Genomic DNA, 11,452 nt, shown 5'->3' on the forward strand with positions numbered 1-11,452 from the left:
GCAGCCTGTGACAGCCGCCACAGCAGCACTCAAGGCGTCCCCGGATGCGGCGGTGGATAATCCCGCGCCACGTCCAGCGGCCAAGCGTAGGGCCCATCCCACAACTGCTCGTGCAAGGCGCCGATGCGCTCGGCCATCGCCTTGTCGTGCATCACCACTTCGAGGTTGCGCGAGTTGTCGAGGTAGCCGCCCAGCCAGTTGCTGGTGCCGACCCAGGCCACCTGCCCGTCGATCGCCAGGGTCTTGCTGTGGATAACCCGCGCGTAGGGAATGAAGCCCTGCGGGGCCTGGGGCAAGGTCACGATCTTGACCTGGACGTTGGGCAGTACCGCCAGGCTCTTGAGGTAGGCGACTTCCGGCGCGCCGGTGTTCCAGTCGGAGACCATCAGCTTGATCGCAACACCCCGGGCCGCCGCAGCGCGCAGCGCGTTATCGATCACCGGATAGTACGGGCGGGTCTTGTCCGGCCCGTAGGAAAGCGGCGCATAGTCGAGCAGTTGCACCCGTACCTCATGCTGGGCCTCGGCCAGCAGGCGCGGCAGTTCCTGTTGTGAATCGCCGACACCCGGCGGGTTGTAGCGCTGCGGGCTGGCGACCAGGTAATTGCCGCTGCGCACCGGCTCCTTGCCGGCCTTGGGCAACGGCACCGGTCTGTTCTCGCTCAGCGCGGCCTGGGCCTTCCAGTCCTGGTCGAAGATCGCCTGAACCTGGCCGACGAGGGTTTCATCAGTGATACGCAGGCCGGTTTCATGAATGTGCTCCAGCGAGCGCCAGTCGAAGTTCTGGCTGCCGACGAAAGCCTGCCTGCCATCCACCACCATGTATTTGGCGTGGATGATGCCGCCGCCCACGCGGGCATAGGGCAGCACACGGAAGGTCAGGTGGGGGATCTTGCGTAGCCGCTCCAGGGTGGCCTGATCGGAGAGCCTGAGGCCCTTCTCTTCCAGCAGGAAGCGGATCTTCACTCCGCGCTTGCCGGCGGCCTCGAGGCTTTCGATGACCTTGTCCATCACCGAATCGGGATGGTCGGCGGCATAGAACTGGCCGATATCGATGCGGCTTTTGGCACCGTCGAACAACTCGATCCATACCGGGCCAGGCTGGCGCAGGTCGGGAGCATCGAGTTCGGTGGCCAAGGGCACGGTGTGCACCAGCTCGATACCGGGAATGGAGAAATCCGCCTGGACCAGCGGACTGAGCAACAGGCCGAGCGTGGCGGCCAAGGCGACGCGCAGGCGCGTCATGGGAAAATTCTGAGTGAGTGACATGATGGCCTCGTACAGGAAGATCTGACGCAGCGTGCCTGAGGACTGCAGCCGCCAGTCATTCGATACCTGGCCGGCAGAAGCGCACGCGAGGCATCCGGGCAGGCGTTCCGGCGCGGGAGCGCGGGAACGATCGACACCGGATGCCGGGGGCTCAAGCCCTTTGCAGCTGCGCCGGGCTGCTGGCCCGCTGCGATACTTCACCCTGCACACGGGCACCGGTCGCCGCGCGGATCAGCAGCATCTTGAGCTGATCGTTGAGGCGCTCCAGGCTGTCCTGGAAGAAGTTGTGGAACACCACGCAGAACAGCGCGATAGCGATTCCCAGCCCGGTGGCGAACAGTGCCGTGCCGATACCCCCGGAGATCTGCCCCGGGTCGGACACGCCGGCACTGGCCAACGCCTTGAAGGTATCGATGATGCCGAGGATCGTGCCCAGCAGCCCCAGCAGCGGCGCCGCCGTGGTGATGGTCTCGATGATCCACAGGCTGCGGGCCAGCGGTGCGCGGCTGGCCAGATACTGGGTGTCGATCACATCGTCCAGGTCCTTGCGCGTACCGTGGCTGGCCTTCTGCGCCAGCACGGCGCTGGCCATGTCCAGCGGCAGGCTGTTGCGGCGGGTCAGTTCCGGCGGCAGGTCCTTCTCGCTGTGCACATGGGAGCCCAGGGCCTCCATCAGCCTGCGGGCCTGGCGGCGGACATAGGCGAAGTAGATGGCGCGCTCGATGGCGATGAAGATCGCGATCGCCAGGGCGGCGTACATCACATAGAACGTGATCTCGTGAAGCGTGTTCATGTCCATTGGCGGGTTACCTCTGTAGCGGATGGGACAGACATCAGAAATTCGCCTCCAGCGAGACGGTCACGGTGCGGTCCAGGCCGACGATGTAGGCCGGGTCGCCATCGCGGAAACCGCCGTAGGTCGCCGAGTTGGTCTTGGTGGTGTACACGCCGTCCAGGTACTTCTTGTCGAACAGGTTGTCGACGTTCAGGCGCAGGGTCGCGTCCTTGACCACCTTCTTGTCCACCGGCAGGTAGATACCGGCGCCGAGGTTGAACACGGTGCGCCCGGAGATCGCCTCGTCGTTGGTCAGGTCGCCATACAGCTTGCTGGTGTACTTGCCCCCGAAGGTGCCGTAGAACAGGCCGTCGTCGTAACCGATGTTGGCCGCCAGCATGTTCTTCGGCACGTTGGCGAACTGCTTGCCAGCGGTCGGCAGCAGGATCGCCTTGCCGGCGTTGTAGACGGTCAGATCGTCCTTCTGCTCGGCACGGGTGTAGGTGTACGAGGTGTAGAAGTTGAAGTGATGGGGCAGCAGGCCGCTCCACTCCAGTTCCAGGCCCTTGTTGTCGACGTTGCCGGCGTTGATGTCGGCGAAGTCGCCGTTGATGTCCTTGGACGACACCTGGCGGTTCTCGAACTGCATGTAGAACAGGGTCGCGGCGACGGTCATGTCGTCCTTGGTGTAGCGCCAGCCCAGTTCGTGGTTCCAGCTGGTTTCCGGCTTGGCGTCGATGGAGCCGGCGCCCTTGTCGTACAGCACGTAGTTCTGCGGTACGCGCATGTTGCGCGACAGGCTGTAGAACAACTGGTCGTATTCATCGAGCTGATATTTCAGGCCGGCGTTGGGCAGCAGCTTGGTATAGGTCTGGTTGCGCTTTTCCGGTTGCTCGGTGAGGCTGCCATGGTTGGTGCCGTCCCGCTTGACGTTCATGTAGGCCAGGCCGGCGACCAGGGTCCAGTCCGGGGTGAAGTACCAGGTGTCCTGGGCCCAGACCTTCTGTGCCGGGGTCACGGTGAAGCGGTCGCGCCCCTGCACGGTGTTGCCGTTGGCATCGACCACGTAGTCGGAATCCGGCCAGATGCTCTCCGGCTTGCCGTTGGACTTGATGCGGATGAACGGCTGGGTCTGGCTCTGGCGGGCGCGCTCGTACCAGTAGCCGAACTGCAGACTGTGGTCGCCCAGGTCCCAGTTCAGCTTGGTGGTGATGCCCGGACGCCAGGTCTGGGTCCGCGACGGCCGGTAGTACACGCCATTGTTCGGTGTACCGTCAGCGTTGTACTGGGCGCCAGTGGGCAGGTTGCTCAGGTCGAACACGCCACCGGCGTTCGAACCGCTGTTGAGGGCATAGGCCGAACTGCCGACACCACTGCCGTTACCCCAGTAGTAGTACGGGATCACCGACAGTGAGAGATTGTCGGCCAGCTTGAACTGGGTGTTGAGCACGCCGGTGAAGGTCTGGAACGGGTTCAGTGCCAGGCCGTAGTAGCTGTTGATCTTGCCGTTGCTGCCCAGGGCCGGCGTCTGCGGATACGGGTCGTACTTGCGCCCGTACTGCTGGAACTGCGCCTTGGTCAGTTGGCTGTAGCTGGTGTTTTCCTGCTCGTGGTATTTGAGGATCAGGTTCGCGGTGTTGCCGCCGCCCATGTCGAAGAAGCTGTTCCACTCGACCTTGTCGGCACGCTCGGCACCTCCACCGCGCCACTTCTGGCCTTCGGTGTGGGAGACCGACAGCCAGTTGCTCAGGCCGTTGATTTCACCGGTGTTCAGGCGGGCGAAGGTCTTGGTGGTGGCATGGCTGCCGACCACCTGCTTGACGAAGGCGCCGGTTTCCTTGGTCGGGCGAATGGTCACCACGCCGATGTTGCCGCCGCTGGAGCCGATGTGCGGGCCGTCGGCCTCGGAAGAGCCCTGGGTGACGAAGATCTGTTCGATGTTCTCCGGGTCGCCCAGCAGGTTGGCGTACAACGCGTAGTTGCCGGAGTCGTTGATCGGCATGCCATCGATGGACATGCCGACCTGGTCGGAGTTGAGGCCGCGCATGGTGAAGCGGAAGCTGCCCAGGCCGGTGGCGTCTTCACTGGAGATGTTCAGGCCCGGGGTGTACTTGAGCTTGTCGATGGCGTTGCCGGTGGCGGTCTGCTTGTCCAGCGCCTCCTTGGTCACGGTGGAGCGCCCCTTGATGCTGTCCTCCTGGACCATGTAACCGCCGCCCGCGGTCGCCTTGCCCTGCACGCCGATCACGCCGACGTCGCTGGCGGTGGTGTCGGCCATGGCCATGCCGTGGCCCATGCTCGCGGCAACGAGTGCCAGATGAATCCTTGTAAACCTCATCACTCTATTCCTGGTTATAGGTGCCTACTGCACGCTGTAATTGAAAGTGGCGGTGAAGCGTTGCTCGTTGCGTCCGCCAAAGGCTTGCTCGGGGAAAGGCTTGACCTGCCTGATGCGGTGCAGGCTGTTGGTCGCGGCCCGGTTGAGCAGCATGCTCGCGGCCGGGGTCTGGATCCCCGAGTCGAGAACGCGGCCCTGCCGGTCCACCAGCAACCAGACCACCACGTCGCCGCTGGGGCGTTCGAGGGAGGCCTGGCGCCCGGTGGGGTACTGCTTGAAGGCGTCCAGCTCGTTGCGCAGGCCCTTGAGGTAGCCGCCCTCCAGGGCCTGGCTGTCGACCTTCGGCGGTGCAGGCGGGGCCGGTGGCGTCGGTACCTTGGCCACCACCGGTTCGGCAGCCGGCTTGGTTTCCACCGGTTTGGCCTGCACCGGAGTCGGCGTCGGCTTGGCCACCGGTTTCGGCGTTGGCCTGGGCTTGGGTTCCGGCTTGGGCAACGGTTTGGGTTGCGGCTTTGGCGGCGGCGGAGGAGGCGCGGGTTCGGCCTCCTCGTCCTCGATCACCGGCGGCGGTGGCGGTTCTTCCACCACCGGCTCGGGAACCCCTTCCGGCTCAGGCTCGACCAGGGCCAGTTCCACCGCCGACTCGTCGTAGACCGGCTGGACCTTCAACGGCTGCGACGCGATCCCCAGGATCACCAGCGCCAGGGCGATCAGGGCCGGGACACTGCCCAGCAGCTGACGTGCACGAAACAGGATGTACATGATCAGGACTTGCGCGTGGCAATGGAGACGGACGTGAAGCCACCCAGACGCAAGGTGTCCATGACTTCCACCAGGCGGGCGACTTCCACGCCCTTGTCGCTGTTGACGATGATCGTCGACTTGCTGTCGGGCTTCTCGGCGGCCTTGAGCGCCGGCACCAGGGCCTCGACGGTCATGTCCTTGCCGTCCAGTTGCAACTGGCCGTCCGCGCCCAGGGTGAGGATGAATTTGTTCTGCGGCTTGAGCTGCTGCGAACTGCTGGCACTCGGCAGTTGGGTCTTCATGCCGAGCGCCGGAAGCACGTTCAGGCTGACCAGCACAAAGAACACCAGCAGGAACATCATCACGTCGATCATCGGGATCAGTTCGATGTGCGCCTTGCGCTTTTTAGGTTCGTCCCAGGTTCTCATTCGGCGGCCCCTTGTTGATTAGGGGCGCCAAGCTAGCAACGAAAAATGACCGATCGGTTAACTTTAATTTACGTTTTGAAGGCTCTAGAACGGACATTACAAACCATTACAGAGCATTTCCGACGCGTAATGAAACTGAAACCCGGGAGGGGCACTCTTGAAAACTTTTCTCAAATGGACTCCCCGATACCTGCCTCGGACAACCTCGTCCGGTGCCTCCGGGATAACGGTGACCGCCGTTTGAAACGGTACATAACCATATGCTTCTGCACGGACTCCTGCGTGACCATTGGCAACCCCTTTGACTGAACCCGCGAGTTTTTTCCATGAGCGATAGTGTTGTGCAACAACAGGACACAGGGCCGATCGACCTGGACCGCCGGCGCCTGCTCGGCGGCATCGCCGGCGCAGCGGCGCTGTCGATCCTCAGCCCGTTCGCCCGCAGTGCCGGGGTCGACTATCCCTTCACCCTCGGTGTTGCCTCGGGCGACCCATTGCCCGACGGCTTCGTCATCTGGACGCGGTTGGCCCCGCGGTTCAATGCCGTCGACGGCCGTGGCGGCCTGGAACGGCCGGTGCCGGTGCGCTGGCAGGTGGCGACGGACGCCGCCATGCGCCAGGTCGTCCGGCGCGGCGAGGTAATGGCCGACAGCCGCTTCGCCCATTCGGTGCATGTCGAGGTCGCCGGATTGGAGTCTGGCCGCCCCTACTGGTATCAGTTCGAAAGCCTCGGCGCCCAGAGCCCGGTAGGCCAGTCGCGCACAGCACCGGCGCTGCAGGCGCTGACCTCGGCGCGGCTGGGCTTCGTCTCCTGTTCCCACTGGGAGCGCGGGTACTTCAGCGCCTACCGCCACCTCGCCGCCGAACAACCGGACCTGGTGTTTTTCCTCGGCGATTACATTTACGACAGTTCCTATACCGATCCCGGAAAGGTCATCCGATCTCACGGTGCCGGCAACGCCAGGACCCTGGTGGACTACCGCAACCGCTACGCACTGTACCGGACCGACCCGGACCTGCAGGTGCTGCATGCCTGCGCGCCCTGCGCGGCGACCTGGGACGACCACGAAGTGCAGAACGACTACGCCAACCAGTGGTCGCAGGACCCGAACATTTCACCGCAGGCATTCCTCAGGCAGCGGGCGGCGGCCTACCAGGCGTTCTACGAACACATGCCGTTGCGCGCCAGCAGCCTGCCCCGGGGCCCGGACATGCGTATCTACCGCCGGCTCGACTATGGTCAACTGGCGCAGTTCCACATTCTCGACGGTCGCCAGTACCGCTCCGAGCAACCGTGCATCCCACCCAGCCGCAGCCGCCAGGGGCATGTCGCCGCGCCCGACTGCGTCGACCTGCGCGACCCGAAACGCACCATGCTCGGTTGGGAACAGGAAGCCTGGCTGGACCAGGGCTTCGCCCGCTCGACGGCACGCTGGAACGTGATTGCCCAGGATCTGCTGGTCGCCCCGATCCTGCAGCGCAACCCGGCCACCCAGGAACTGGGGCACTGGACCGATGGTTGGGACGGTTACGCCGCCACCCGTGACCGGGTGCTGCAATCCATCGAACGCACGAAGGTGAACAACCCGGTGTTCTGGGGCGGCGATATCCACTCGTTCTGGACCACCGACCTGCACCTCAATGGCGATGACCCGGATTCGAAGATCGTCGCCACCGAGTTCATCGGCACTTCGGTGACCTCCGACGGGCCACCGTTCGAGCTGTTCAACGCGGTGCTGCCGTTCAATCCCCATGTACGGTTTTTCGACAGCCGCCAGCATGGATATGTGTCAGTCGAACTGGAGCCGGACAGGATGACGACCAGCTTCCGGGCGATTTCCGAACGGGCCGATCCGCGGGCGACAGTGTCGACGCTCAAGCAGTTCGTGGTCGAGTCTGGACGGGCGGGGGCAATGATCCTCTGACGCGCTTGTGCTGCCCTCAGGGCAGCCGCGCATTGCCATCATAGGGCGTCTGCAGATCCCGCTCGGGAATCTCCCAGACGATCAGCTTCGGCGGTGTCTGGGCGAACGCCGGGCTCTCGAAGTAGGCCTTGGCCGCCCCGGAGAACTCGCCGCCATCCTTGGCGAAATTGCCCACCGGAGCACCGAGTGCCGCTTCGAGAAAGCCGACGAAGTTCGAGTTGCGCGAGAACGAGGTACCGATCAGCGCGGTATTCGGCAGGTTGCCGTCGCCGAACAGATCGTCGAGGTTGTCGCCACCGGCGGCCTCCTCGGCCCGTTCCTTGATCTGCGTCGCCGCGACGTTCTCGATCCGCGGCTGCAACGCCGTCGGCAGCCAGTCGATGCCCGCCAGGCGCACCAGGTCCCCCGGCCGCACGGCACTCGGCTGGGTCGTCAGGTCGAAGTGCTTGCGCGGCGTCGGCTCGAACTTCAACCCGGCGATCATCCGGGCCACCTGCTCCGCCGCCGCCTTCGCCCCGGCTTCGCTCCAGTGGGTATCGGTGCGCAGGTAGGCCGACTCGCCGACCGCCTGCAGGGTCGGGGTCAGGTTCAGGGCGGTGACACCCGCCCCCTGCAATGATCCCAGCCATTCATCGATGCGCGGCGCCAGCACGGCCGGGCGACTCAGCTTGCACAGTTGGCTGGCGACGATCCGGCTCTTGTCCGGCACCACCGCCACCACCAACTGGATACCGCGCTTGCCCAATGCCTGCTGCAACTCGCTCACCGCCTGGACCTTGGCCCGGGCATTGAGCGCGGCATTGCGGTTCAGGCGCAGCTCATCGGTGAGGAACAGCCAGCCCGGGCAGCCTTCGCGAACCCGAGGGCCAAGATCGCCGAAGGCCAGCCAGCTGCCAGCGCGCTCCAGGTCGGCCGCCTGCTTCGGCGCGGGCGCATCGGACAGGGTCTTGGCGAAACGGTGGGTGATCTCGCCGTGCAGCAGCATGTCCTGGGTGACGGTCTTGGGCAGGAATTCGAGCTTGCCCCTGACCATCAGCCAGACACAGGACGCCAGGCCCAGCGCCAGAAACAGCGTGAAAATCACCCCCGCCAACGGGCTGACGCGTAGCGCCAGCTCCGTGGGGGGCGTGGGTGCGGTCGACGGGGATTGCGTTGGCTTGGTCATCAGAACTGGAAGTACAGAAAAGGCACGGCTTCACGGCTGGCGATCAGAGCGAACGACAGCATGAACCCGAGCACGGGCCAGAGGGCCGCAGCCAGCGCAAACCACGCACTGCCGGCGAATCGTCTTTCACAACGCGTCTGCAACAACGGCGCCAGAATACACACCACCCCGAGCAACGCCGCCAGGCCGTGCACCGGCCGCAGGGTCACCGCCAACGCGTCGCCGAGGGCAAAACCGTGCTGGCCGAACTGCCCGCCGTACATGCTCAGCGCCGTGGCGAAATCCGGGGAACGGAACAGTGTCCAGGCCAGGCAGACGAACAACAGCGTCGCGGTGTGCGAAGCCCACAGCGGCAGGCCCGGCAGATTCGATCGCGACCAGGCGCGGTCGATACACAGCGCCACACCATGGGCCGAGCCCCACAACAGGTAGTTCCAGCTGTCGCCTCCGTGCCACAGGCCGGCGATCGCCATGGTCAGGAACAGGTTGCGATAGGTATTCCAGGTGCCCTTGCGATTGCCACCCAGCGAGATGTACAGGTAATCGCGCAACCAGCTGGACAACGACAGGTGCCAGCGCCGCCAGAAGTCCTGGATGCTGTAGGCCAGGTACGGACGGTTGAAGTTTTCCGGGAAGTGAAAGCCCAGCATCAACCCCAGGCCGATGGCCATGGCGCTGTAGCCGGCGAAGTCGAAGAACAGCTGCAGCGAGTACGCCAGGCAGCCGATCCAGGCATCGACGAACGACGGATTTTCCAGGTGAAAGGCCACATCGACCAGAGGTGACAGGGTGTCCGCCACCAGCACCTTCATGCACATGCCGATCATGAACCGGCGCGCGCCCAGGGAGAAATTCAGCCAGTTGAAATAGCGCTGGTTGAGCTCCCGGCGGACCCAGTCATAACGAATGATGGGACCGGCGATCGAGTGGCCGAACATGGAGATGTAGGTCGCGTAGTTGATGAAACTGCGCTCTACCGGCACCACGTGCCGATGCACGTCGACCAGATAGGAAATCGCCTGCAGCACGATGAACGACAGCCCCGCCGGCAGCGCCACCTTCTGCCAGGCCATGGGCATGGCCCCGTACCAGGTGATCAGCTCGTTCCAGGTGGCGGCCAGGATGTTGGCGTACTTGTACCAGCAGAGCACGGCGGTGTTGATCACGATCAACGCCACCAGCAGGCGCATCCGCCCGCGGCCGTCCTCCCGCGAGCGGTCGACCAGCAGGCCACCGACCCAGGCGAGCACGGTCAGCACCATGTGCAGGAACAGGAACAACGGACTCAGCCAGCCATAGAACAGCCAACTGCCGATCAGCAGGATCACGTTGCGCCAGGCCGGTCTTGCCAGGGCATAGACCAGCAGGAACGCAGGCAGGAACAGCGTCAGGAACTCGAGCGAGGCGAAAACCATGGCGACGGGTGCTTCCGATTCAGTTGGACACGCTGTCCGTGGCGGTAATGAGACGCGGCCCCGTCGGCGAAGGCAGTATCAACAGACTGTAACGCTTGTTGGCTTCCAGCGCGCCCAGTTCGACCGCCGCACCGACCGGCTTGCCGGCACAGACCAGCTGGACCGCCAGCGAGCCCCGTGGGTTGAGCTCCTGGCGCCGCGGGTTGCCCGCCGGCGCCTTCTGGAACAGGTCGACATCGCGTCCGGCCAGGTTGACCTTGGCCTCGGCGCAGCCGGACTCGGCATCGAACAGCGCCAGCGAAGCCTTGAGCTGGTTGGGAATGTCGAAGGCTTCGTTGACCACCAGTTGGCGAATGCCCTGCTGGCCATCGTCCAGGGCGAACACCGTGGCGAAATCGCCAGCCGCGACCTTCGCCTCCAGTGCAGCCTTGTGGCCGTCACGGCTCAGGGTGCCCTTGATCGCCTGGCCACCGGGCACCGGGATGAAGTCACTGACGACCTTGTCGCCTTCGAGTTTCAGGCTGGTCCTGGCGCCGTCCGGCGTCAGCTCCAGGGGGCTGGCGGAGACGTTGACGAAACGCAGGTAGGCCGAGTCCTGGGAAGGACCGGTGGGGTACAGCGCAATCTGCGCAGCGAACGCCGGCGCAATCAGCGCGGCCCCGAGCAGACCGCCGACAAGACCGAAAGTCCGTTTCACTTATTTGGCTCCCTTCACGGCACTGGCCGGCAGTTCGCTGATGGATTTGCCGATCGCCGCCGCCCAGGCCTTGTAGCCGGCGATGGTGAAATGCTGGCCGTCGGAGGTGATCCACTCGCCCGGCTTGGAGAACTTGGTCGAGTCGATGTAGGTGCACGGTGCGACCATGTTCGCCAGGGTGCCGGCGACCAGTTGGGTGCGCACCTGGTTCTTGCCGTAGGTGTTCTCGTTGGTGTTGCTGCCGTTGGCCTTGCCCCAGGCCGGCCCGACCCAGACGCACTTGGCGCCGCTGTCGGCGATCTGCTTGGTCAGCGCGGTCACGCTCTGGTAGGCCCAGACCTTGGGAAACGGCGTGGTCTTGTAGGAGGCCATGGTGTCACCCATGATCAGCACCACCAGGTCCGGCTTGTCCTTGGCGATCACGTCCTTGATCGGCTGGGTGTCCATGGTGCCACGGCTCATCACCTTGATCTTCTCGCCCGGGTCGCGGGTCGCGCCGCAGTCGAGCTTGAGTTTCGGCGTGACCCAGTCCGCCGGGTTGGCGCCACAGGCGCCGATCGCATGCACCTGGGCACCCTGCTGGGTCAGGTTGTCATACAGCGGGTTCATCAGCGAGTCGGGAAAACTCATGTGGCTTTCGCCAATCACGAGCAGGGTCAAACCAGCGAGCACGGAAGAAGCCATCAAACTTTCCTCG

10 protein-coding genes are annotated in these 11,452 nt (G+C 64.4%); 1 reads left to right on the forward strand and 9 read right to left on the reverse strand.

Features of this window, described 5'->3' with window-relative positions; genetic code table 11:
• Nucleotides 1–29: 29 nt before the first annotated feature.
• From ACM62G_RS06520 to ACM62G_RS06540, 5 genes are all read right to left on the reverse strand, one after another.
• Nucleotides 30–1,244, reverse strand: a complete 1,215-nt coding sequence (locus ACM62G_RS06520; RefSeq protein ID WP_419736887.1) for a phospholipase D-like domain-containing protein — start codon at nucleotides 1,242–1,244, stop codon at nucleotides 30–32.
• A gap of 175 nt (nucleotides 1,245–1,419) precedes the next feature.
• A complete protein-coding gene (locus ACM62G_RS06525) occupies nucleotides 1,420–2,067 on the reverse strand; it encodes a MotA/TolQ/ExbB proton channel family protein (RefSeq protein WP_419736888.1) in 648 nt (215 codons plus the stop codon).
• Nucleotides 2,068–2,101: 34 nt separating this feature from the next.
• A complete protein-coding gene (locus ACM62G_RS06530; RefSeq protein ID WP_273825533.1) occupies nucleotides 2,102–4,381 on the reverse strand; it encodes a TonB-dependent receptor in 2,280 nt (759 codons plus the stop codon).
• A 24-nt stretch (nucleotides 4,382–4,405) separates the two neighbouring features.
• On the reverse strand, nucleotides 4,406–5,143 hold the full coding sequence (locus ACM62G_RS06535) for an energy transducer TonB family protein (RefSeq protein WP_419736889.1): 738 nt from the start codon (nucleotides 5,141–5,143) through the stop codon (nucleotides 4,406–4,408).
• 2 nt (nucleotides 5,144–5,145) lie between these two features.
• Complete coding sequence (locus tag ACM62G_RS06540; protein WP_419736890.1) at nucleotides 5,146–5,553, reverse strand: ExbD/TolR family protein; 408 nt, start codon at nucleotides 5,551–5,553, stop codon at nucleotides 5,146–5,148.
• A gap of 326 nt (nucleotides 5,554–5,879) precedes the next feature.
• On the opposite strand from ACM62G_RS06540, the gene ACM62G_RS06545 reads away from it, so the two are divergent.
• Nucleotides 5,880–7,478: an alkaline phosphatase D family protein gene (locus ACM62G_RS06545; RefSeq protein ID WP_419736891.1), complete on the forward strand. Its 1,599-nt coding sequence runs from the start codon at nucleotides 5,880–5,882 to the stop codon at nucleotides 7,476–7,478.
• Between the two features lie 16 nt (nucleotides 7,479–7,494).
• Here ACM62G_RS06545 and ACM62G_RS06550 read toward each other — a convergent pair whose 3' ends face one another.
• From ACM62G_RS06550 to ACM62G_RS06565, 4 genes are read right to left on the reverse strand one after another with little or no spacing between them, the layout of a single operon-like run.
• Nucleotides 7,495–8,643: an alginate O-acetyltransferase AlgX-related protein gene (locus ACM62G_RS06550; protein WP_419736892.1), complete on the reverse strand. Its 1,149-nt coding sequence runs from the start codon at nucleotides 8,641–8,643 to the stop codon at nucleotides 7,495–7,497.
• Nucleotides 8,643–10,058 carry an MBOAT family O-acyltransferase gene (locus tag ACM62G_RS06555; protein ID WP_419736893.1) on the reverse strand — a complete coding sequence of 472 codons (1,416 nt, stop codon included), beginning with the start codon at nucleotides 10,056–10,058 and terminating at the stop codon, nucleotides 8,643–8,645. Before ACM62G_RS06555 ends, ACM62G_RS06550 begins: the two co-directional genes overlap by 1 nt.
• Before the next feature lie 19 nt (nucleotides 10,059–10,077).
• The gene (locus ACM62G_RS06560) at nucleotides 10,078–10,755 is read right to left on the reverse strand and encodes a cell division protein FtsQ (protein ID WP_419736894.1); all 678 of its coding nucleotides are present in this window, start codon (nucleotides 10,753–10,755) and stop codon (nucleotides 10,078–10,080) included.
• A complete protein-coding gene (locus tag ACM62G_RS06565) occupies nucleotides 10,756–11,439 on the reverse strand; it encodes an SGNH/GDSL hydrolase family protein (RefSeq protein ID WP_054057307.1) in 684 nt (227 codons plus the stop codon).
• Nucleotides 11,440–11,452: the final 13 nt, after the last annotated feature.

This window comes from Pseudomonas sp. COR18, from assembly GCF_048568395.1.
GTDB lineage: Bacteria > Pseudomonadota > Gammaproteobacteria > Pseudomonadales > Pseudomonadaceae > Aquipseudomonas > Aquipseudomonas fuscovaginae_B.

Bases quoted from the DNA above. Each gene is read 5' to 3' on its own strand.
- ACM62G_RS06525 (WP_419736888.1), bottom strand. From the start codon at position 2,067: ATGGACATGAACACGCTTCACGAGATCACGTTCTATGTGATGTACGCC.
- ACM62G_RS06545 (WP_419736891.1), top strand. From the start codon at position 5,880: ATGAGCGATAGTGTTGTGCAACAACAGGACACAGGGCCGATCGACCTG.
- ACM62G_RS06555 (WP_419736893.1), bottom strand. From the start codon at position 10,058: ATGGTTTTCGCCTCGCTCGAGTTCCTGACGCTGTTCCTGCCTGCGTTC.
- ACM62G_RS06550 (WP_419736892.1), bottom strand. From the start codon at position 8,643: ATGACCAAGCCAACGCAATCCCCGTCGACCGCACCCACGCCCCCCACG.
- ACM62G_RS06530 (WP_273825533.1), bottom strand. From the start codon at position 4,381: ATGAGGTTTACAAGGATTCATCTGGCACTCGTTGCCGCGAGCATGGGC.
- ACM62G_RS06520 (WP_419736887.1), bottom strand. From the start codon at position 1,244: ATGACGCGCCTGCGCGTCGCCTTGGCCGCCACGCTCGGCCTGTTGCTC.
- ACM62G_RS06535 (WP_419736889.1), bottom strand. From the start codon at position 5,143: ATGTACATCCTGTTTCGTGCACGTCAGCTGCTGGGCAGTGTCCCGGCC.
- ACM62G_RS06565 (WP_054057307.1), bottom strand. From the start codon at position 11,439: ATGGCTTCTTCCGTGCTCGCTGGTTTGACCCTGCTCGTGATTGGCGAA.
- ACM62G_RS06540 (WP_419736890.1), bottom strand. From the start codon at position 5,553: ATGAGAACCTGGGACGAACCTAAAAAGCGCAAGGCGCACATCGAACTG.